This is a genomic window from Brevundimonas phoenicis (genome assembly GCF_047237745.1).
GTDB lineage: Bacteria > Pseudomonadota > Alphaproteobacteria > Caulobacterales > Caulobacteraceae > Brevundimonas.
This window is the reverse complement of the sequence record NZ_JBDFLN010000001.1, coordinates 1,318,762-1,338,570: the sequence shown is the minus strand read 5'-3', so window position 1 is coordinate 1,338,570 and position 19,809 is coordinate 1,318,762. Positions and strand designations below refer to the sequence as shown.

Genomic DNA, 19,809 nt, shown 5'->3' with positions numbered 1-19,809 from the left:
TGCGTGGCGGATGCGCCGCACTTTGCCCGTGTCCAGCCTATCGGCTGACGTCGTCCGCCCGGTCGCGCGCAGGCTCAGCGTGCTTCTCGTCTACGCTGAAGGGGCGAATGCGACTGGGCCGGTCGCGCGGACTGCGCACGCCCAGCGGTCCCGGCATTGCGCCGTAGGCGTCGCGCCAGCCGTAGCCGTCCAGGCCATAGCGCCCCGCCCCATAGCCGTAGGGCGAATAGCCATAAGGGCCGTAGCCGTAGGCCCAGGGCGCGTTCTTGGTCTGGCTGACGCTGAGGTTCAGCGTGCCGTTCTCGCCGATCGGCATGGAGACGGCGGCGGCGAAGTCACGATAGCCGCCCGTGCCGATCCCCGCGCTGACCTCGCCGTGCATCCTGCGGGGCTGCTCGTCCTCCCAGGCGTCCGCCCAGGGCGGAGATGCGCCGGCGTCAGCCTTTCGCTCGCCGATCCAGCGGGAGATCTGCTCCTCGGTCGTCAGGCCGTGCGGCGCCGCCGTCTGCAGCGTCACGGCGGGTGAGGCGTCGCTCACCGTCGCGGCCAGGGCGTCGGCGGTGGCGGTCGGCACGGCGCCCGGACCAGCACGCGGCGCGGTCGAGACCACGCCTTCAGGGTCGCTGCCGGTCAGCAGCAGGGAGGCGGCCATGAGTTCGATCAGCATACGCATCTACTCCCGTTCACAAACACCCTAACCCCAAATGCGGCCAAGGTCAGGCCGTCCCGTCGTCGCGCCCTAAGGGATTAGGCAGAGGCTCGCCTTCTGCCACGAAACTGAGCGCGACCGAGTTGATGCAGTAGCGCAGGCCCGTAGGCGGCGGGCCGTCGGGAAAGACGTGCCCCTGATGGCTGTCGCAACGGGCGCAGCGCGTCTCGACCCGCACCATGCCGTAGCTGTCGTCGCGCACGGCGCGGACGTGGGCCGGATCGACGGGTTGGTTGAAGCTGGGCCAGCCGGTGCCGCTCTCGAACTTGGTCCCCGACCGGAACAGGGGCAGGCCGCATTCGCGGCAGCAGAAGACCCCCGCCCGCTTTTCACCCAGCAGGGTTCCGCAGAAAGGCGCCTCGGTGCCGTGGGCCAGAAGCACGCGCTTCTCTTCCGGCGAGAGGTCGGCCTCCAGCGCCACGCGCTGGCTGTCGGTCGGCGGCGTCAGGTCATAGCCGGAGGCGGAGCGCATCGGGGAGGCGGATTCGGTCTGGGTCATGATCTCAAAATAGGAAGGGCCGGACGGTCGTTCCACCGTCCGGCCCTCAATAGCCTGAGATGATCGTTCGGATCAGGCGCCGAACAGGCCGTTCACCCAGGTCCGCACGGCCGCTTCGTCGGTCGCGTCGCCGGCATAGGCCAGGGCGCCGGCCGGGGCGTAGGGCGCGTTGTTGCCGCGCTGGCGCGTCGTCCAGGCCTTATGGCCATAGCTGAGATCGGCGTAGTTGGACGGCAGACGCAGGGTCGTCGGCTCGATGAAGATGGTGTCCTCGGCCGTGGTCGAGCCGGCGATGCGCACGTTCGGCAGGCGGCTCAGCAGGTCCAGCGTATCCAGGCAGCCGCCCGAGCAGCCGGCGTCGACCAGCACGATCACCTGGCCCTGCACCGGGTTGGCGGCGCCGGTGTCCGGGGTCGCCGGACGGCCCGGCATGACGAAGGTCGGCTGACCGGCGGCGATGGCGCTGTCGAAGGCGGCGACAATGGCCTGGGTCTGCTCGATCACCGCGCCCGATTCCTGGACGAAGCGCGGGTCCGACACCATGCGGTTCAGGGTGTCGGCGAACCACTGACGGTTGGCGGCGGTGGCGCGATAGGTGATCTGACCCGCTTCCGGCTGGCGGCTGACGGTGAATTCCGGCGACCAGATGCGGTTGGCCAGGCCATAGCCGCGCGTGGTGGCGTTGAGCGACGAACCGTTGGCGCCGCGCAGGTCCAACACAAAGCCTTGCGGCCCGCGAATAGCGGCGGACTGGGCTTCGATCTGGGCGAAGAAGGCGTCCCAGGCGGCGTCATCGGCCAGGGAGTGGACGTTGATCCACGGGCGGCCGTTCACCGTCTCGACCGACAGCGGCGCGCCCGACGGCGTATAGACCGAGGCGCGATAGGCGGCTTCCAGGTTCTGGGCCGTGGCCGGTTGCGGCGACAGGGTGAAATCGCGGGTGCGGCGGCCGACCTGGAATTCACAGGTGCTGGGCACGCCCGTGGTCATCGGGTTGTTGCGGTTCCACAGCAGATAAGGCGCGCTGCGGACGCGGCCGGCCTCGGTCGTCAGGTCGCCCTCGAACTGGTCCAGCTTGGCCTTGGCCAGATTTTCGATCGGCTCGGCGTTGCAGCTCTTGAGCACGGCGCCCAGCGGCGGCGCCCCGCGCACGCCTTCCTGAACATAGGAGACGACGTACTGGCCGTTGCGCCAGGCTGTGGCCACGCCCGGCCAGCTGGTGGCGAAGAACGGACCCAGGCCCTCATAGGTCGGGCGGGCGGCGATGTTGGAATCGCGGAAGCCGTTGGCGTACCAGCGCAGCAGATAGGCGTGGCTGTCGCCGCTGTTGACCTGACCGGCCTTGGCCTGGGCCTGCTGCAGGCCCGTATCCAGCCAGGCGCGGAAAGGAGCGCTGGCGTCGCCCGGCACCACGGCGGCGGGGTGGTTGTCGCGCAGGGCCGTGTGCATGGCCTGAAGGTCTTGCCGCGCCAGATCGCTGAAATTCTGGGCCGAAGCGGCCGAGGCGGCGAAGCTCAGGGCCAGTACGGCCGCCGAAGCGGAAAGCAGGCGTTGCATAGGGGTTTCTCCCGGTCCGTTCAGAGTGCGGTTTGGGCGTGTTTTAGACTCATTAACGGCGCCGTCGCCACCCCTGTTGCGAATTGCGCCGCTTCTAGCGACGCGACGTTTACGCGCGCCGGTTTCATGACTAGGCCATGAGCTCCGCTGGCGTAAAACGCGCCGAACGCTGCGTGATTCCGCATGACCGCTCTCGTTGACCTTTTTCTGAACTCCACGGGGCGCGTCGGTCGGTTTCGTTTTCTGCTGGGCGCGGCGTGTCTGATCTGCGTCTGGATTGCGGCGGATATCCTGTTGCCGGCGCCAGGCTGGCTTCACGCCCTGATCGCCGCCGCCCTGCTCTACAGCGGCTTCTGCGTCCTGTCCCAACGCCTGCATGACCGGGGCCGTTCAGGGTGGTGGAGCGGACCGATCCTGCTGGCCTTCGCCCTGGCGTGGCCGCAACCGCAGACGCTGCTGGGCTGGGTCGCGACGGCCGCTCTTGTTCTGGTCGTCTTCGATCTGGCGGTCCTGCCGGGTCAGAAGGCGTTCAACCGCTACGGCGCCGCGCCCGGCGCCGGGGTTCAGAGCGGCGCGACGCCCGCCTGAACCGGCCCGAACATCCGCTGGAAGGACGACTTCAACGCGTCATCCGCCTCGTCCATCGTCGCCAGTACGCCCAGATCGACCAGACTGGTCACGCCGTGTTCGGTGATGCCGCACGGTACGATGCCGCCGAAATGATCCAGGTCCGGCTCTACGTTCAGGCTGATGCCGTGGAAGCTGACCCATTTGCGGACCTTGACGCCGATGGCGGCGATCTTGTCCTCGCGGCTCCAGCCCGCGCCCTTGCGCTCGACCCAGACGCCGACGCGGCCCTCGCGCATTCCAGCCTCGACGCCGAAACGGTCCAGGGCGCCGATGATCCAGTCCTCCAGCCCATGCACGAAGCCGCGCACGTCCTTGCCGCGCCGGTTCAGGTCCAGCATCACATAGGCCACGCGCTGGCCCGGCCCGTGATAGGTGAACTGCCCGCCCCGCCCCGTGCGGTGCACAGGAAAGCGATCGGGCGCCAGCAGGTCGTCGTCCTTGGCCGAGACGCCTGCGGTATAGAGCGGCGGGTGCTCCAGCAGCCAGACCAGCTCCTCGGCCTCCCCGGCGGCGATGGCGGCGACGCGCGCCTCCATGGCGGCCTCGGCGGCGGCGTAGTCGACATAGCCCGACGACAGCGCCCATTCGACGGGACGACCGTCTTCGCGAAACAGGCGGCGTTGGGAAGAGTTTAACGGGTCGGCAAGCATGATGCCCTCAATGTGGGGCCGAACGCGGCGGCGCAAGGGCCGCCCGTTGATTTGCGAGTACCGTCTTGAGCCAGATCGAAGCCGTCGATGTCGAGATTTCGGTCGTGCTGGGCCGTTCGGTCCTGCCGATGCAGCAACTGCTGCGCATGGGCCGCGGCGCGGTGATCCCGCTGGACGCCTCGGAAAAGGACGAGGTCTGGATCCTCGCTAACAACCACCCGGTCGCGCGCGGCGAGATCGAGATTCGCGACGACCGCATCGCCATCACGGTGACGCGCCCGGCCGATGTGTATGATTTCATGGCCGGGGCCGCGTAGCGCACCCTCTCCCGGTGGGAGAGGGCTTGAGCCTCCAAGAGCGAAGCGATTGGCTAAGGCGAAAGGGTGAGGGGCTTGTCCTGTCATTCGGCGTAAGCCGTCGCGCAACGGCCTTTGGCCGACTTCACCGCCGAACCCTCACCCTTTCGCGCAAGAACGATCGCTGACGCTCTCGTGCGCTCAAGCCCTCTCCCATCAGGAGAGGGAATTTCACCTGTTCAGCAAAACGCTCTTTTCTTTCCGTCAGCTCTCCGCTATTGCCCGCCCTCCGATGCGAGCGGTCGTGGCGGAATTGGTAGACGCGCAGCGTTGAGGTCGCTGTGGGGCAACCCGTGGAAGTTCGAGTCTTCTCGACCGCACCATCTGATCTGACAGGGCGAATCTCGGCTAGATAGGCTGAAATCATCTCAGAGGAGGCAGATACGTGACCCCCACGGACCTTGCCCCTCTGCGCCCCGAAGACCCCCATCTCGAAGACGATGATCACGCCGCCCTCGGTGAAGACTACGCCCTGACGGCGGCCTTCGTCGAAAAGGTCGTGGACGCCGCGGACGATGGCGACGGCATGCGTCTGCGCGGCTTGCTGGAAGACCTGCACCCCGCCGACGTCGCCGATCTGATGGGCTTCCTGACCGCCGAGCATCGCTCGGTCGTGGTCCAGTGGCTGCCGCCCGAACTGCTGGCGGAATCCCTGCCCGAGATGGACGACGGCATCCGCGAAAAGGTGCTGGAGCGCGTCCCCTCGGCCACCCTGGCCGAAGCCCTGCAGGAGCTGGATTCGGACGACGCCGCCTCGGTCGTCGAAGACTTGGAGGACGACCAGCGCGAGCGTGTGCTGGCCGCCATGCCCGAGGTCGAGCGCGCCGCCATCGAATCCTCGCTGGGCTATGCGGAGGATTCGGCCGGCCGTCTGATGCAGCGCGAGTTCATGGCCGCGCCGCAGTTCTGGAACGTCGGCGACACCATCGACCACGTCCGCGCCCAGGGCGACGACCTGCCCGAGCTGTTCTTCGACATCTATGTGGTCGATCCGATGAATCGGCCGATCGGCGGCGTCGCCATCAGCCGCATGCTGCGCAGCCCGCGCGCCACGCCCCTGATCGAGCTGATGGAGCCGGTCAATGCCATCGAGGTGGACGTCGACCAGGAAGAAGTCGCCTACATCTTTGAGAAATACCACCTGATCTCCGCCCCCGTGGTCGACACGGGCGGGCGGCTGGTCGGCCAGCTGACCGTCGATGACGTCGTCAACATCATTCAGGAAGAGAACCGCGAGGACATCCTGCGCCTGGCCGGCGTCGCCGACGAGGACCGCTCGTCCAGCGTGTTCGAGATCGTGCGCGGCCGCGTGCCGTGGCTGGGCATCAACCTGTTCACCGCCATGCTGGGCGCCAGCGTCATCGCCCTGTTCGAAGGCACCATCAAACAGATCGTGGCCCTGGCCGTGCTGATGCCCATCGTCTCGGCCATCGGCGGCAATGCGGGGACACAGGCCCTGACCGTCACCGTGCGCGCCCTGGCGACGCGCGAGCTGAACGCCTCCAACGCCCTCAGAACCTTCTGGCGCGAGATGGCCGTCGGCCTGGCCAACGGCTTCGTCCTGGCGCCGCTGATCGGGCTGGCGGCGGGCTTCTGGTTCCAGGACTGGCGCATCGGCGCGGTCATCGCGGCGGCCATGATCCTGAACCTGTTGGTCGCGGCCAGCGTCGGCGTGCTGACCCCGCTGACCCTGTCGAAGCTGAAGTTCGACCCGGCCGTGTCCTCGGCCGTGTTCGTGACGGCGACGACCGACTTCTTCGGCTTCCTGATCTTCCTCGGCCTGGCGACCATCGTCCTGCTGTAAATCTGACCTGAAACGGCCCCGCCGATTTCGGAACGAGGCTTGCTCCGTCCCGATCAGGGCGAGAACGCCCGTTTCGAATTGGGTCAATCCGTGTCCGCAGCCGCGCCGCAACGCCGCAAGGTCTCTCGAGAAGGCCTTCTGCTGATCAAGAGCTTCGAGGGCTTCCGCCCGCGCACCGTGCTGCGCCGCGACGGCACGCCCGTCATCGGCTACGGCCACGCCCGCTCGGCCCGCCCCGGAGCCGTGGTCAGCGAGGCCGAGGCCGAACTGCTGCTGCAATACGACCTGATGCCGATCGTCGCCCTGCTGAACGAGCGCGTGCGCCTGCCGCTGAACCAGCATCAGTTCGACGCCCTGGCCAGCTTCATCTTCTCCATCGGTCTTGAGCGATTCCAGGGCTCGGACGTCCAGGCCAAGCTGGACGCCAACGCGCCGACCGAGGCCGCCGTCGCCCTGTCCGCCTGGCCCGAGCGCGCCTCGCCGCCGGTCGACGCCCTGTATCGCCGCCGCTCGGCCGAGCGCGCCCTGTTCGACACCGCGCCGGACCTGCCAGCCCCGCTGGACGCCCTGCTGACCGCGCCCGTGCGCGGCCCAGGCGCCGCAGAGCCGCCCGTCGACGCCCCCCCGCCAAGCGTGCCCGTCATGCGTCATGAGAAACGCACCGCGCCGACAGCGGGCGATTCAGCCCTGGGCGACCGAGGCGCGGTCCTCTTCATTGGCGGGATCGGCGCCCTGGCCTTCCTGGCGGGAATCGCCGCCTTCGCGCGCGCGCTGAGCGCCCCTGCCTCGGACGACGCCACAGTGCTGATAGGCGCAGGTCTCGCGATTGCCGGCCTAGTCTTCATCGGCGTGGCGGCCTGGAGTTTCCTGCGCGGCAAAAACATGCCCGCAGAGCAGAAACAGTCGCACTGACAGCAGTCTTTGCGAAGCTCGCGCGCGATGCTACGCCTTGCGGCATGAGCATTCCCTTCGCGCCCCAATCCATGGAATTCGGCCTCGGCGAGACCGCTGACGCCATCCGCGACACCACCGCCCGCTGGGCCGCCGAACGGCTGGCCCCCCGCGCCGCCGAAATCGACGAGAAAAACGCGTTCGCCCGCGACCTGTGGCCCGAGATGGGCGAGCTGGGCCTGCACGGCATCACCGTCGAGGAAGAGTTCGGCGGCCTCGGCCTCGGCTACCTCGAACACGTCGTGGCGATGGAGGAAGTCTCCCGCGCCTCGGCCTCGATCGGCCTGAGCTACGGCGCTCACTCCAACCTGTGCGTCAACCAGATCCGCCGCTGGGGCACGCCCGAGCAGAAGACGAAATACCTGCCCAAGCTGATCTCGGGCGAGCACGTCGGCTCCCTGGCCATGTCCGAGGCCGGCTCGGGTTCGGACGTCATGTCCATGCGCACCCGCGCCGAGAAGAAGGGCGACCGCTACGTCCTGAACGGCACCAAGTTCTGGATCACCAACGCCCCCTCGGCCGACACCCTGGTCGTCTACGCCCGCACGGGCGAAGGCAACGGCGGCGTCACCGCCTTCCTGATCGAAAAGGGCATGAAGGGCTTCAGCGTCTCCAAGAAGCTGGACAAGATGGGCATGCGCGGCTCGGACACGGCCGAGCTGGTGTTCGAGGATTGCGAAGTCCCCGAAGAGAACATCATGGGCGGCGAAGGCCGCGGCGCCGCCGTGCTTATGAGCGGCCTGGACTATGAGCGCGCCGTCCTGTCGGCCGGTCCGCTGGGCATCATGCAGGCCGCCCTGGACGTGGTCCTGCCCTACGTCCGCGACCGCAAGCAGTTCGGCAAGGCCATCGGCAGCTTCCAGCTGATGCAGGCCAAGGTGGCCGACATGTACGTCGCCCTGAACAGCGCCCGCGCCTATGTCTATGCCGTGGCCCGCGCCTGCGACCAGGGCAAGACCACCCGCTACGACGCGGCGGGCGCCATCCTGCTGGCCTCCGAGAACGCGGTGAAGGTCTCGCTGGAGGCCGTCCAGGCCCTAGGCGGCGCCGGCTACACCAAGGAATGGCCGGTCGAGCGTCTGGTCCGCGACGCCAAGCTCTACGACATCGGCGCCGGCACCAACGAAATCCGCCGCTTCCTGATCGGCCGCGAACTGCTGGGAAGCTGATGTGATCGGACGGGGGGCTTTGCTGGGCGGCCTGGGCGCGCTTTTCGCCTCCGCCGCCTGGGCTCAAGCCCCCGCCCCTCTTCTCGATCAGGCCGCCTTGACGGCGCAGGCTGAGCGCGTCGAACGCCACGCAGACGCGCTCAGCCGCCTGTGGCCCGGATACTGGCCGCAAACCCAACCCTTCATCCTCTATGCGCCGAACGTCGGCGCCGTCTTCGGCGGCGATCGTCTGCCCGACACGCCCCGCTTCAGGCCTGGCCGGCTAGAGGGCGCTGAATTCTACTTCGTCCTGGATTATCCGTCCGGCCGCCCGGACACTGTCCTGCTGCGCCCCGACGGCCCCGACGACGACCTGTCGACCCTGTTCCACGAACAGTTCCACGACTACCAGAACACGGCCTTCCGCTGGATGTCGGGCGACGGGCATCAGGAATTCGTCGATCTGAATGCGATTTCCGACCTGGCCGGATTCATCGCCGCCCTGGATCTGGAGCGCCTCGTACTGCAAGCCGCCTTGCTGGAGCCCGACGCGACCGCCCGGCGACGTCTGGCGCGAACCTATCTGGCGCTCAGGTCAGTACGAAGCGCCGAGCTTCCCTCCGAAATCCTGGCGGTGCAGCAGCAAAGAGAGTGGACAGAAGGCACGGCCGAGTTCATCGGCCTGCAGGCCGGCAACCTGATCGCCGATCGCCCCGACGAGGCCCTGCCCCGCGCCATCGCCAGGAATCTCGGCGTTCCGGGCGATGACGACATGAGCCTGGTTTCCGAGCTGTTCCGCTGGCGCGCCTATCCCGTCGGCGCTGCCCTGACCTGGCTGCTTGCTGACCTCGACGCGGACCAGTGGCGAACGCATATCAGCCGAGGCGTCCCGCTGGACGTTCTTCTGCGCCAGACGATCGGCGAAGGTTCGCACGAGGATGTCTCGGCCGCCGCCGCGCGCTTCGACCTTCCCGCGCTCAAGGCTCAGGCCGCCGAGCGACTGAACCAGGCGCCCAAAGGCGCCACGAGCCGCGAAGCCTTCCTGGACCAGGCTCCACATTGGCTGGTTCTCGAACTGAAGGCGCCCGGCGTTCGCGGCAAGGACGTCCAGTTGTCTTTTTCAGCGGGAGCGATGACCCCGCTGGCCGACGGCGGCATCGCCCTGCCCCGCGGCACGGTGGTCATGGAGGCTCCGGGTTTTGCGCTGAAGAGTGAAGGAGCCCCCGCCCTGATTGATGTCCCCACAGGCGTGGTCGCAGGCAGCATGACCATCCACACCGTCACCCTGCCCGTTTCATTGGCCGACCTGCGCGAGTTTCGCGCCGGCGAAACGATCCTTCTCGAAAACCAGGGCTTGTCGCTGCGCATCACCACGCCGGGCGAGATCCATCATCAAGCCGGCCAGACCCGGATCAGCCTGACCTTGCCCCAGGAACCTTAAAGCGAGCGGAAGGTTGCCCTTCATTCGAAGGAGATCGTCGTCATGCCCGCCAAATCCGCCGCCCAGCAGAAAGCCGCCGGAGCCGCCCTGTCGGCCAAGCGCGGCGATACGCCAAAATCCAAGCTCAAAGGCGCGTCGAAATCCATGATGGAATCGATGACCGAAAAACAGCTGGAAGAATTCGCCCACACCCGGCGCAAGGGCAAACCCGAGCACGTTGCAAAACAATAGACGTTCCACCACGCCTCAGGGATGGCGCACGGTTCGCAGCGCCCCTAACTTGACGGACCTTCGCTCCCTGAGTCTCGCCTGATGACGCCTGTTTCCACGCCGCCGCCCGATGAAGGGCGGACCTTCTCCGACGTGCTGGAGCGCCTGGGTCAGGGCCAGGCCGACAAATTGTCTCTCCGCGAAATGGTCGAAGCCTTTGGTGAGCGCGGTTTCGGCGCCGTCATCCTGATGCTGGCGCTGATGGCGCTGGTGCCCTGGCCGCCTGGAGGCAAGGCCGTGTTTTCCGTGCCCATCATCCTAATCGCCGCCGAGTTGGCGCTGCAACGCGAGAAGGTCTGGCTGCCTCGCTGGCTGTTGAATCTGTCGGTCAACCGCAACTCCTATCGATCCGCCGCCGACAAGATTCTGCCGCGCCTGCGCCGGGTCGAACGGTTGACTCGCCCGCGTTGGCCCGCCTTGACGGGCGAAGCGGCCGACGTGGTCATCGGCCTGATCTGCATTCTGTTGGCGCTGATGATGGCCCTGCCGGTGCCGTTCGGCGACGCCCTGCCCGGCCTGACCCTGGCCCTGTTCGGCCTGGGGATCATCCAGCGCGACGGCGCCTTCATCCTGGCCGGCTTTTTCGGCACGGGCGTGTGCGGGATCTATCTGGCCCTGGTGTGGACCACGGTGGTCGCCGTCGTCGCCGGCATCGCCGAATGGGCGACGAACCTCTTCTAGGTTCAGCCCGCGTCGGTCTGGCCGCTGAGGCCCTGCATGATCATGCGGTTGATGTCGATCAGGGTCGAGAAGTCGTCCTCGCCGCGCATGACCTCGGAGGTGTTGCGGTTGACGAACAGGCTCAGGGAAATGAACTGAGCCCGCATCGCCTGGGACATGGCGTTGTCGGGGTCCGAGCAGGCGGTCGCCAGCGTCGACCACAGGCGGCGGTTCCAGTCCAGGGCGTCCATCCGCCCGGCGACATCCGACTTGTCCAGGGTCGAGGCGTGCATCAGGGCGCGCGTCACCTGGCCGAACAGCCGGTATTCCATTTCACGCGGTGATTCAGCCCGCGTCGCCGCCGTCTTGTACGCCTGAAGCGACATTGCCGAGCCTTTGGTCTTCGTAATCAACGATTTTGCGAGCGCCCATCAGGGCCTTGTAATACTGGCGCGCCAGCACGTGCTTGGAGCAGGCGACGCATTCCGTCAGGATGTCAGGGTTGCGCACCGCCCCCATGAACTCCGTCAGGCGAAGGGCGAATTCATCATAGAATTTCGGTGCTTCCGACTCATCCAGGTACATCATCATAACGGGGAAATAGATGCGGCGCGCGGGCGTGGTCACATCCTCGGGCTGCATGATGTCCTTCTCGCGCAGGACGCTGGCCTTGTTCTGCAGGACCAGCACGCCGCGACGGTCGCCGTTCTGCACGACGGCCCCGTTCAGCACGAATTTCTCGCCGGGCTTCAGCGACAGTTTCAGAGGCAAGGGAAGGTCTCCGTGGCGCCGCCCTCACCGTGACGGCCGGCCGCTGAAGAACTGTAAAGCGACGTGGTTAACCATCCCTTCACTTCAGGCGCTTCCCAGCGTCACGATCGCGCAGACGGGAACGCCCCGCCCAGCAGAGCCGTTGACCTTTCGGAAGGGAGACGACGATGGCAGGACCGGAATTCGAGGCCGACGGCCAGGACCAGGCCGAGGTCTATGACGAGACCCATCTGGACGATGAAGGCGACGGCGATCTGTCGTTCGACGAAGCCGACGACGTGCTGGACGTCACCCAGTTGGACGGGGACGCCGACGCCGAACCCTTTGACGAGGACGACGCCGATCTGGACGCCGATCTGGCGCTGGACGGGATAGAGGCCGAGGCCGACGCCCTGCTGGGCGTCAACGGCGTGCGGTTGAACGAGGCCGACAGCGACGGCGCCACGGCCTCGGGCGCGAACGAGATCGAGCTGGTTTACGCCGGCTTGATGCGCAACCAGCGCGGCGCACAGGCCAGCGCCGCCCACTGGGAAGCCAAGCGCCTCTCTGACGACGACATCGAGGATCTGGGCTACGGCCCCGAGCAATGAGGGATTCCATGACCGAACATCATCCGACCAAGGCCCAGGAAGACGCCGACCCGAACACCCCCCCGGCCAAGCGCGCGCCCCACGAACACGGCAAGCCCGACCAGTTGAAGGACAAGGAAAAGGAAGCCGAGAACCGACAGGAAGCCCTGATCGACGAAGGCGTCGAGGAGACCTTTCCCGCCAGCGACCCGGTATCGGCCAAGCGCATCACCTGACGCTGCCGCCTGTTCACGCGCATCTCTTTAAGCTACCTGCTCCTTTCCCCCGGAATGGAGCAGGTTTCGCATGAGCCGGTTCGAAGGCACGTCCAACTACATCGCCACAGACGACCTGAAGGTCGCCGTCAACGCCGCCGTGGCGCTGGAACGGCCGCTGCTGATCAAGGGCGAGCCGGGCACCGGCAAGACAGTTCTGGCCTATGAACTGGCCCGCGCGCTGAACGCGCCGCTGATCACCTGGCACGTCAAATCGACCACCAAGGCCCACAACGGCCTGTATGAATACGACGCCGTGTCCCGCCTGCGCGACAGCCAGCTGGGCGACGAACGGGTCCACGACGTCCGCAATTATCTGAAGAAGGGCAAGCTGTGGGAGGCCTTCACCGCACCCGCCCGCCCCGTGCTTCTGATCGACGAGATCGACAAGGCCGACATCGAGTTCCCCAACGACCTGCTTCAAGAGCTCGACCGCATGGAGTTCTACGTCCAGGAAACGGACGAGACGATCCGCGCCGAGGTCCGCCCGGTCGTCGTCATCACCTCGAACAATGAGAAGGAGCTGCCGGACGCCTTCCTGCGCCGCTGCTTCTTCCACTACATCCGCTTCCCCGACGCCGAGACCATGCAGGACATCGTCGAGGTCCACTTCCCCGGCATCAAGCCGCGCCTGGTCTCCGAGGCGCTGAAGACCTTCTACGAGATCCGCGACACGCCGGGCCTGAAGAAGAAGCCCTCGACGTCCGAACTGCTGGACTGGCTGAAGCTGTTGCTGGTCGACGACGTGGCGCCGGAGACCCTGCGCGAAAAGACGCCGGGCAAGCTGATCCCGCCGCTGCACGGCGCCCTGCTGAAGAATGAGCAGGACGTGCATCTGTTCGAACGCTTGGCCTTCATGGCCCGCCGCGACGGCGCCCGTCCTGGCGGTTGATAGAGGCGGCTGATTTCAGCCGCTTTCCCGTCGTCTTTCGATTACCGCGATTTCACTGGTCCCGCCGCGCTTATGGCGCACAATCGAGGCCTGGAGTGGAGCCGACCATGCAACAGATCACCTGGCCCGTTATCGCTTTGGCGCTGATGGCCGCCGCCTGCGACAACTCCGGCTCGGTGCGCATCACCACCTCCACGACCTCGGATTCATCCGGCGCGCTGAGGGTGGTCGACGCCCTGCAATGCCCCCAGACCCAGGGCGTGCTGACGCGCAAGGGTTCGGCCCGCGCCGACGGCTCCTGCGTCTATAGCGGCCCGCGCGGCTCGGAAGTCGTCCTGCGCCTGGTCCAACTGGACGGCCGTTCGGCGCAGAACGCCCTGAAACCCTTCGAGACCCGTCTCGCCGCCGAATTGCCCGAGGCCATGGCCGAGGTCGAAGCCGAGAACGCCCGCGCCGAAGCCGACGCCGCCAGGGCTGAGGCCGACATCGCCAGGGCCGAGGCGGACTCGGCTCGCGCCGAGGCCGACGCCTCTCGTGCAGCGGCCGAAGCCGCTTCCGGCGACTCCGCCCATGTCAGCGCGCCCGGCGTGCGCGTCGACGCCCAGGGCGATAAGGCCACAGTCCGCCTGCCGGGCATGAGGATCGACGCCGACGGCGACCGCGCCAACATCCGCATCGGCGGCCTGACCATCCGCGCCGATGACAAGTCAAGCCGCGTCGACGTCTCGTCCGGAGACGACGCCGTAAAAATCGAAGCGACCGACGGCGCCGCCCGCATCCGCACCAGCGCCGCCGGAGAATCCGTCCGTTCGACCTTCCTGATGACGGCGGACGAACCTTCGGCCAGCGGCTGGCGCACCGTGGGGTATGAGGCGCGCGGCCCGGTCGGCGGCCCCATCGTCGTCGCCACCGTCCGCAGCAAGGACCGCGATCCCGACCGCCTGTTCGACGCCGCCAAGGCCCTGGTGACGCTCAACGTCGGCGATTAACCCCCATCTATCGCAACGGCCGCCCTTGATCGCGCGTTCGGTCTGAGTCACCAGCCTGAGCATGCGCAGCATCAAGACCTTGGCCGAAGAAATCGAAGACGCCGGCCCCGCGCCCGAGTCCGCAAACCCAAGCCGCCTCGCGCCTGGCAACGCATGTTGTCCGGCCGTCGCCTGGACCTGCTGGACCCCTCGCCGTTCGACATCGAGATCGAGGACATCGCCCACGGCCTGGCCCGCGTCGCCCGCTGGAACGGCCAGACGATCGGCGAGCACGCCTTCTCGGTCGCCCAGCACTCGCTGGTGGTCGAGGAGATCGCCGCCCACATCCGGCCGGGGCTGGAGCCGAAATGGCGTCTGGCCGCCCTGCTGCACGACGCCTCGGAATACGTCATCGGCGACATGATTTCGCCGTTCAAATCGGCGCTGGGCGCCGGCTACAAGGACTTCGAGGCCCGGCTTGAGGCCGCCATTCACGTTCGCTTCCAACTGCCGCCCAAGACGCCGCAGACGATCAAGACCCTGATCAAGAAGGCCGACAAGGCCTGCGCCTTCTATGAGGCGACCCAGTTGGCCGGCTTCACCCGCCGCGAGTCGCTGCAGATCTTCGGCGCCCCGCCGCCCGGCTATGATCTGATCATCGAGCCCCAGCCCGCCGCCATCGCCCAGCAACGCTATCTGGACCGCTATCGCGTTCTGGCCGAAGCTGTCGGCATCCTGCCCGGCGCCGACGCCTGGCACACGGAATAGGACGCGCATGACGCAGGGTGGCGAACAGGGCGTGCGAATCGGCCTGTCGGCCGTGGTCATCGCCCTGCGCGACCGTCAGGCCGTGGTGCTGACCACCCATGCGGCGGACGGAGCGTCCGCCCTGCCTTTCGGTCCTTTCGATCCGGCTCGAGATCGCACGTTCGAGTTGGCTCTGCGCGCCTTCGTCACCGAACAGACCGGCTTCCCCCTCGGCTTCGTCGAGCAGCTCTACACCTTCGGCGACGCCGGTCGCGCCTCGCCCCGCGCCACGCCGGGTCCAGAGCGCGCGCGCGAGGTCTCGGTCGGCTATCTCGCCCTGACCGCCGAAGCGCCCGAGGCCCCGGGCCTGGACGCCGCCTGGACGCCCGTCTTCGACATCTTCCCTTGGGAGGACTGGCGTCAGGGACGCCCCCCCATCCTGGCCAGCCTGTGCTCGGACCTGGCTGAATGGGCCGGAGACGACGCCGTCCGACGCGGCCGCGCCGATTCCCTATTCGCCCTCTCGCCCGACGCGCGCTGGAACGAGGAGCGCGTGCTGGAACGCTACGAACTGCTCTACGAAGCGGGCCTTGTCGCAGAATCCGCCCGCGATCACGACCGGCCGATCCCCGCTCCCCTGGGCGACCTGTCCATGACCTCCGACCACCGCCGTATCGTCGCCACCGGGCTGGGCCGGTTGCGCTCGAAGCTCAAGTACCGCCCGGTCCTGTTCGACCTGACGCCCCAGACCTTCACCCTGTCCGCCCTGCAGAACGCAGCCGAGGCGGTGGCGGGCCTGTCGCTGCACAAGCAGAACTTCCGCCGCGGCGTCGAGCGCACCGGCCTGGTCCAGCCCACGGGCGTCTTCGCCAGCGACACAGGCGGCCGTCCGGCCGAACTTTTCCGCTACATCGGCCCCGAACCGGCAGGCGGCGCGCCCTCGGGTCTGACCCTGCCCGGACAGCGTTGAAGCGCCAGTCGATTTTCTTCGACATACCGCTTGCAGCCCGGGACGGCTTTCATTACAGAAGCCGCTCGCTCAGCCCCATTAGGGACTACCGACCCGCGGAGAGGTGGCAGAGTGGTTGAATGTACCGCACTCGAAATGCGGCGTACGTGGAAGCGTACCGGGGGTTCGAATCCCCCCCTCTCCGCCATTAACTTCCGACATTTTCCCCTCACCCGGAGTGCTCGTCGCCCACGGCTTCGGCGCTACGGTCTGCAGGCGCCGCATGCTCGCCGTCTGGTCGCCGAGCTATCGCGTTCTTTCATCCGCTACGCAGGCGGAGCTCCCTTGTCATCCGCAGCCCGCGCGGCGCCCGCCGCATTTTCTCTTCTCGTGCTACCGTCGATCCAGCCCTCTGCCGCGCAAACAAGACTTTGCGTGATATCGAGGGTGCGGCACGCCCTGACGCCGTGGCCGATTTGAGCGATGCTGCAGGACGGGAGGCGTGACCGCGTGACTTCGGGCATGAGAAGACAGGTTTGGCGACGCATCCGGCGTGCGCTGGCCTCCTTCGCGCTGATGCTGAGCCTGACCACGGCCCTGCCCGGCGCCACCGAAGCGCAAGCACCGACCCAGCCCGCACGCGACCGCCTGATCCTGGGCCTGCCGCTCGAGCCGCCGAACCTCGATCCGACCTCGGGCGCGGCGGCGGCGGTGGATGAAGTCGTCTATGCCAACGTCTTCGAGGGCCTGACCCGCCTGACCCAAAACGGCGCGGTCGCCCCCTCCCTGGCCGAGTCGTGGGAAGCCGCGCCTGACGGCCTGATCTGGACCTTCCACCTCCGACGCGGCGTGACCTTCTCCGACGGCTCGCCGTTCGACGCCGCCGTCGCCAAATTCTCTCTCGACCGCATCACCGCCGAAGGCTCCACGAACGCCCAGAAGGCCCTGTTCGCGCCGATCCGCGAAGTCGAGGTCATCAATCCGGCGATCCTGCGCATCCACCTGTCCCGCCCGATGGCGACCCTGCCCTACCTTCTGGCCTGGGGCGACGCGGTCATGGTCTCGCCCAAGACCGCCGCGACCAACGCCGTCACCCCCGTCGGCACCGGGCCGTTCAAGTTGCAGAACTGGCAGCGCGGCAGCCAGCTGACCTTGGTGCGTCGCGACGACTACTGGGGAACGCCGCCGCGCCTGAACACCGTCGTCTTCCGCTTCATCAGCGACCCGACCGCCGCCTTCGCCGCCGTCAGCGCAGGCGATGTGGACGCCTTCCCCAACTATCCCGCGCCCGAGAACGTGGCCCAGCTCCAGCGCGATCCGCGCTTCCGCGTCGTCGTCGGCGCGTCCGAGGGCAAGGTCATCCTGGGCATCAACAACACCAAGGCGCCGTTCAACGACGTGCGGGTGCGCCGCGCCCTCTCCTACGCCATCGACCGCGAAGCCCTGATCCAGGGGGCCATGTTCGGCTTCGGCCAGCCGATCGGCAGCCACTATTCGCGTCAGGCGCCGGGCTATGTCGACCTGACCGGCCTGTCTCCCCACGACCCGGCCAAGGCGCGCGCCCTGCTGGCGGAAGCCGGCTATCCCAACGGCATCGACGTGACCTTGCGCCTGCCGCCCCGCCCCTACGCCCGGCGCAGCGGGGAAGTGCTGATCTCGCAACTGGCCGAGGCGGGCATCCGCGCCAAGATCGAGAACCTCGAATGGGCCCAGTGGCTGGATCAGGTGTTCAAGCGCCGCCAGTTCGACCTGACCATCGTCGAACACGTCGAGCCGATGGACTACGACATCTACGGCCGCAAGGACTACTATTTCGGCTACGACAGCCCCGCCTTCGACGCCTTGCTGGCCCAGGTCAACGCCGCCCCGGACGAACCGACGCGCCTGCGGCTGCTGGGCGACCTGCAACGCCGCATCGCAGACGACGCGGTCAACGGCTTCCTGTTCCAGTCCTCGCGCATCGGCGTGTGGAAGGCGGACGTGAACGGCCTGTGGATCAACGGCCCCATCGCCGCCAATGACGTCACCGGCGCCTACTGGACCGGCGCGGGCGCGGCGACGACCGCCAGCACTGAGCGCACCGGCGGCGGCCCGCCCTGGGGCTGGATCAGCCTGATCGCGGGCGTCGGCCTGCTGGCCTTCGTCGCCTGGCGCTTCGGCGCGGCCTGGCTGCTGAAAAAGCTGGGGGGCCACGCCCTGACGTTGGCGGCGGCGACCGTGGTCATATTCCTGCTGCTGCAGGTCGTGCCCGGCGATCCGGCCAGCTACATGATGGGGCTGAACGCCAGCCCGGAATCCATCGCCGCCCTGCGCCAGCAGATGGGCCTCGAAGGCTCGGGTCTTGAGCGCTACCTCGCCTGGCTCGGCGACCTGCTGACCGGCAAGTTCGGGACCAGCTACACCTATCAGGTGCCGGTCGGCGGCCTGATCGCCGAACGTCTGGCCGTATCCGCGCCGCTGGCCCTGATGGCCACCGTCCTGTCGCTGCTGGTCGCCCTGCCCATCGGAGTCACCGCCGCCAGCCGTAGGGGAACCGCCGTCGACACCGGCCTGATCGGCGTGACCCAGGTCGGCGTCGCCCTGCCCAACTTCTGGATCGCCATGCTGCTGATCCTGCTGTTCTCGGTGAACCTCGGCTGGTTCTCGGCGGGCGGCTTCCCCGGCTGGAGCGCGGGCTTCTGGCCCGCCCTCAAGGCCCTGATCCTGCCTGCCGTAGCGCTCGCCGCGCCCCAGGCCGCCATCCTCGCCCGCGTCCTGCGCACCGCCCTGCTGGACACCATGAACGAGGACTATGTTCGCACCGCCCGCGCCAAGGGTCTGTCGGTCAACCAAGCCCTGTGGCGGCACGCCCTGCGCAACGCCTGGATTCCGGTTCTGACCATCCTCGGCCTTCAGTTCCCCTTCCTGCTGGCGGGCGGCATCATCATCGAGAACGTCTTCTCCCTGCCCGGCCTCGGCCGACTGGTCTTCCAGGCCATCACCCAGCGCGACCTGATCGTGGTGCAGAGCGTGGTGGTGGTGCTGGTCTTCGCCGTGGTTCTGGTCAGCTTCCTGATCGACCTCGCCTATCTGTTCGCTGATCCGCGCCTGAGGGGACGCCGCGCATGACAGACGCCCCCGCCATCACCGCCCCCGCCAAGCCCCGCGTGCGCTGGCCCCTGTCGCTGATCGTCGGCGCCACGCTGACCGCCGTCGTGCTGGCGACCGCCCTGCTGGCCCTCGTCTGGACGCCCTATGACGTCGAGGCGGTCGACATCGCCGCCAAGCTGACCGCCCCCTCCGCCGCCCACCCGTTCGGCACGGACCACTTCGGCCGCGACGTCCTGTCGATGATCATGGCGGGCGCGCAGAACTCCCTCATCGTCGCCTTCGTCGCCGTCGGCGTCGGCGTCGGCATCGGCACGCCCCTGGGCCTGACCGCGGCGGCGCGCGGCGGCTGGATCGACGAAGTGGTCATGCGCGGCAACGACCTGATCTTCGCCTTCCCCGCCCTGCTGCTGGCCGTGATGATCACCGCCGTCATGGGACCGGGCGCGATCAACGCCGTCATCGCCATCGGCGTCTTCAACATCCCCGTCTTCACCCGCGTCGCACGCGGCGCGGCGCAGGGCCTTTGGACCCGCGAATACGTCCTGGCCGCCCGCACGGCGGGCAAGTCCAAGGCCCTGATCTCGATCCAGCACATCCTGCCCAATCTGATGAGCCTGCTGGTCGTGCAGGCCGCGATTCAGCTCGCCGTCGGCATCGTCGCCGAGGCGGGCCTGTCGTATGTCGGTCTCGGCGCCCAGCCGCCTGCGCCCAGTTGGGGCCGGATGCTGGCCGAGGCCCAAACCATGATCGGCTTCGCGCCGTGGCTGGCCGTCATGCCCGGCCTCGCCATCTTCGTGACCGTCCTGGGGTTCAGCCTCGCCGGCGACGGCCTGCGCGACCTGTTCGACCCGCGCGTGCGGCGGGAGCGTTGAG

22 protein-coding genes and 2 tRNA genes are annotated in these 19,809 nt (G+C 67.7%); 18 read left to right on the top strand and 6 right to left on the bottom strand.

Translation table 11 applies throughout. From position 1 onward, the window contains the following. Window positions 1-37 precede the first annotated feature (37 nt). From ABC419_RS06640 to ABC419_RS06630, 3 genes are all read right to left on the bottom strand, one after another. Window positions 38-667, bottom strand: a complete 630-nt coding sequence (locus ABC419_RS06640; RefSeq protein ID WP_243637706.1) for a hypothetical protein — start codon at window positions 665-667, stop codon at window positions 38-40. Window positions 668-716: 49 nt separating this feature from the next. Beyond that, entirely contained in the window at window positions 717-1,208 is a 492-nt protein-coding gene (gene msrB, locus ABC419_RS06635) for a peptide-methionine (R)-S-oxide reductase MsrB (protein ID WP_412877955.1), read from the bottom strand. Between the two features lie 72 nt (window positions 1,209-1,280). Beyond that, on the bottom strand, window positions 1,281-2,765 hold the full coding sequence (locus tag ABC419_RS06630) for a hypothetical protein (protein WP_412877956.1): 1,485 nt from the start codon (window positions 2,763-2,765) through the stop codon (window positions 1,281-1,283). A gap of 183 nt (window positions 2,766-2,948) precedes the next feature. Between ABC419_RS06630 and ABC419_RS06625 the strand changes: the two genes are divergently transcribed. Further along, window positions 2,949-3,353 (top strand): DUF805 domain-containing protein, encoded by a 405-nt coding sequence (locus ABC419_RS06625; protein WP_412877957.1) that lies wholly within the window; start codon window positions 2,949-2,951, stop codon window positions 3,351-3,353. Here ABC419_RS06625 and lipB read toward each other — a convergent pair. Next, the gene (lipB, locus tag ABC419_RS06620; RefSeq protein ID WP_412877958.1) at window positions 3,329-4,045 is read right to left on the bottom strand and encodes a lipoyl(octanoyl) transferase LipB; all 717 of its coding nucleotides are present in this window, start codon (window positions 4,043-4,045) and stop codon (window positions 3,329-3,331) included. The genes ABC419_RS06625 and lipB overlap by 25 nt on opposite strands. Before the next feature lie 65 nt (window positions 4,046-4,110). On the opposite strand from lipB, the gene ABC419_RS06615 reads away from it, so the two are divergent. The 8 genes from ABC419_RS06615 (at window position 4,111) to ABC419_RS06580 (ending at window position 10,696) form a co-directional block, all read left to right on the top strand. Beyond that, window positions 4,111-4,362 carry a FliM/FliN family flagellar motor switch protein gene (locus ABC419_RS06615; protein ID WP_003164329.1) on the top strand — a complete coding sequence of 84 codons (252 nt, stop codon included), beginning with the start codon at window positions 4,111-4,113 and terminating at the stop codon, window positions 4,360-4,362. 277 nt (window positions 4,363-4,639) lie between these two features. Next, a tRNA-Leu gene (locus tag ABC419_RS06610) sits at window positions 4,640-4,724 on the top strand. A 62-nt stretch (window positions 4,725-4,786) separates the two neighbouring features. Continuing rightward, the gene (gene mgtE / locus ABC419_RS06605) at window positions 4,787-6,205 is read left to right on the top strand and encodes a magnesium transporter (protein WP_412877959.1); all 1,419 of its coding nucleotides are present in this window, start codon (window positions 4,787-4,789) and stop codon (window positions 6,203-6,205) included. A 39-nt stretch (window positions 6,206-6,244) separates the two neighbouring features. Further along, window positions 6,245-7,117 carry a lysozyme gene (locus ABC419_RS06600; protein WP_412877960.1) on the top strand — a complete coding sequence of 291 codons (873 nt, stop codon included), beginning with the start codon at window positions 6,245-6,247 and terminating at the stop codon, window positions 7,115-7,117. A gap of 44 nt (window positions 7,118-7,161) precedes the next feature. Continuing rightward, window positions 7,162-8,325 (top strand): isovaleryl-CoA dehydrogenase, encoded by a 1,164-nt coding sequence (locus tag ABC419_RS06595; protein ID WP_125902088.1) that lies wholly within the window; start codon window positions 7,162-7,164, stop codon window positions 8,323-8,325. Window position 8,326: 1 nt separating this feature from the next. After that, window positions 8,327-9,745 carry a hypothetical protein gene (locus tag ABC419_RS06590; protein WP_412875955.1) on the top strand — a complete coding sequence of 473 codons (1,419 nt, stop codon included), beginning with the start codon at window positions 8,327-8,329 and terminating at the stop codon, window positions 9,743-9,745. A gap of 42 nt (window positions 9,746-9,787) precedes the next feature. After that, a complete protein-coding gene (locus ABC419_RS06585) occupies window positions 9,788-9,976 on the top strand; it encodes a DUF3008 family protein (RefSeq protein ID WP_125902090.1) in 189 nt (62 codons plus the stop codon). A gap of 81 nt (window positions 9,977-10,057) precedes the next feature. Further along, window positions 10,058-10,696: an exopolysaccharide biosynthesis protein gene (locus tag ABC419_RS06580; protein WP_200165740.1), complete on the top strand. Its 639-nt coding sequence runs from the start codon at window positions 10,058-10,060 to the stop codon at window positions 10,694-10,696. 2 nt (window positions 10,697-10,698) lie between these two features. Here ABC419_RS06580 and flaF read toward each other — a convergent pair whose 3' ends face one another. Together flaF and flbT are read right to left on the bottom strand one after the other, a co-directional pair. Beyond that, window positions 10,699-11,061: a flagellar biosynthesis regulator FlaF gene (gene flaF / locus ABC419_RS06575; protein ID WP_368924599.1), complete on the bottom strand. Its 363-nt coding sequence runs from the start codon at window positions 11,059-11,061 to the stop codon at window positions 10,699-10,701. Beyond that, the gene (flbT, locus tag ABC419_RS06570) at window positions 11,021-11,446 is read right to left on the bottom strand and encodes a flagellar biosynthesis repressor FlbT (protein ID WP_087141383.1); all 426 of its coding nucleotides are present in this window, start codon (window positions 11,444-11,446) and stop codon (window positions 11,021-11,023) included. The genes flaF and flbT overlap by 41 nt, the downstream gene beginning before the upstream one ends. 167 nt (window positions 11,447-11,613) lie before the next feature. Between flbT and ABC419_RS06565 the strand changes: the two genes are divergently transcribed. The 9 genes from ABC419_RS06565 (at window position 11,614) to ABC419_RS06525 (ending at window position 19,808) form a co-directional block, all read left to right on the top strand. Next, complete coding sequence (locus ABC419_RS06565) at window positions 11,614-12,036, top strand: hypothetical protein (RefSeq protein ID WP_200165741.1); 423 nt, start codon at window positions 11,614-11,616, stop codon at window positions 12,034-12,036. An 8-nt stretch (window positions 12,037-12,044) separates the two neighbouring features. Further along, entirely contained in the window at window positions 12,045-12,251 is a 207-nt protein-coding gene (locus ABC419_RS06560) for a hypothetical protein (protein WP_164918008.1), read from the top strand. Window positions 12,252-12,321: 70 nt separating this feature from the next. Further along, window positions 12,322-13,182 (top strand): AAA family ATPase, encoded by an 861-nt coding sequence (locus ABC419_RS06555; protein WP_412875956.1) that lies wholly within the window; start codon window positions 12,322-12,324, stop codon window positions 13,180-13,182. Window positions 13,183-13,289: 107 nt separating this feature from the next. Further along, on the top strand, window positions 13,290-14,171 hold the full coding sequence (locus ABC419_RS06550; protein ID WP_412875957.1) for a methyltransferase type 11: 882 nt from the start codon (window positions 13,290-13,292) through the stop codon (window positions 14,169-14,171). Window positions 14,172-14,324: 153 nt separating this feature from the next. Then, complete coding sequence (locus ABC419_RS06545) at window positions 14,325-14,918, top strand: YfbR-like 5'-deoxynucleotidase (RefSeq protein WP_087141399.1); 594 nt, start codon at window positions 14,325-14,327, stop codon at window positions 14,916-14,918. Between the two features lie 7 nt (window positions 14,919-14,925). Then, entirely contained in the window at window positions 14,926-15,867 is a 942-nt protein-coding gene (locus ABC419_RS06540; RefSeq protein WP_412875958.1) for an NUDIX hydrolase, read from the top strand. A 97-nt stretch (window positions 15,868-15,964) separates the two neighbouring features. Further along, a tRNA-Ser gene (locus ABC419_RS06535) sits at window positions 15,965-16,054 on the top strand. Between the two features lie 314 nt (window positions 16,055-16,368). Next, window positions 16,369-18,954: an ABC transporter substrate-binding protein gene (locus ABC419_RS06530; protein WP_412875959.1), complete on the top strand. Its 2,586-nt coding sequence runs from the start codon at window positions 16,369-16,371 to the stop codon at window positions 18,952-18,954. Further along, window positions 18,951-19,808, top strand: a complete 858-nt coding sequence (locus ABC419_RS06525; RefSeq protein WP_412875960.1) for an ABC transporter permease — start codon at window positions 18,951-18,953, stop codon at window positions 19,806-19,808. Before ABC419_RS06530 ends, ABC419_RS06525 begins: the two co-directional genes overlap by 4 nt. Window position 19,809 lies beyond the last annotated feature (1 nt).

Excerpts from the sequence above, each read along its gene's own strand:
- ABC419_RS06580 (WP_200165740.1), top strand. The coding sequence starts at position 10,058 with ATGACGCCTGTTTCCACGCCGCCGCCCGATGAAGGGCGGACCTTCTCC.
- ABC419_RS06550 (WP_412875957.1), top strand. The coding sequence starts at position 13,290 with ATGCAACAGATCACCTGGCCCGTTATCGCTTTGGCGCTGATGGCCGCC.
- ABC419_RS06595 (WP_125902088.1), top strand. The coding sequence starts at position 7,162 with ATGAGCATTCCCTTCGCGCCCCAATCCATGGAATTCGGCCTCGGCGAG.
- ABC419_RS06525 (WP_412875960.1), top strand. The coding sequence starts at position 18,951 with ATGACAGACGCCCCCGCCATCACCGCCCCCGCCAAGCCCCGCGTGCGC.
- ABC419_RS06540 (WP_412875958.1), top strand. The coding sequence starts at position 14,926 with ATGACGCAGGGTGGCGAACAGGGCGTGCGAATCGGCCTGTCGGCCGTG.
- msrB (WP_412877955.1), bottom strand. The coding sequence starts at position 1,208 with ATGACCCAGACCGAATCCGCCTCCCCGATGCGCTCCGCCTCCGGCTAT.
- ABC419_RS06545 (WP_087141399.1), top strand. The coding sequence starts at position 14,325 with ATGTTGTCCGGCCGTCGCCTGGACCTGCTGGACCCCTCGCCGTTCGAC.
- ABC419_RS06640 (WP_243637706.1), bottom strand. The coding sequence starts at position 667 with ATGCTGATCGAACTCATGGCCGCCTCCCTGCTGCTGACCGGCAGCGAC.
- ABC419_RS06565 (WP_200165741.1), top strand. The coding sequence starts at position 11,614 with ATGGCAGGACCGGAATTCGAGGCCGACGGCCAGGACCAGGCCGAGGTC.
- ABC419_RS06625 (WP_412877957.1), top strand. The coding sequence starts at position 2,949 with ATGACCGCTCTCGTTGACCTTTTTCTGAACTCCACGGGGCGCGTCGGT.
- lipB (WP_412877958.1), bottom strand. The coding sequence starts at position 4,045 with ATGCTTGCCGACCCGTTAAACTCTTCCCAACGCCGCCTGTTTCGCGAA.
- ABC419_RS06585 (WP_125902090.1), top strand. The coding sequence starts at position 9,788 with ATGCCCGCCAAATCCGCCGCCCAGCAGAAAGCCGCCGGAGCCGCCCTG.
- ABC419_RS06530 (WP_412875959.1), top strand. The coding sequence starts at position 16,369 with ATGAGAAGACAGGTTTGGCGACGCATCCGGCGTGCGCTGGCCTCCTTC.
- flaF (WP_368924599.1), bottom strand. The coding sequence starts at position 11,061 with ATGTCGCTTCAGGCGTACAAGACGGCGGCGACGCGGGCTGAATCACCG.
- ABC419_RS06555 (WP_412875956.1), top strand. The coding sequence starts at position 12,322 with ATGAGCCGGTTCGAAGGCACGTCCAACTACATCGCCACAGACGACCTG.
- ABC419_RS06630 (WP_412877956.1), bottom strand. The coding sequence starts at position 2,765 with ATGCAACGCCTGCTTTCCGCTTCGGCGGCCGTACTGGCCCTGAGCTTC.
- ABC419_RS06560 (WP_164918008.1), top strand. The coding sequence starts at position 12,045 with ATGACCGAACATCATCCGACCAAGGCCCAGGAAGACGCCGACCCGAAC.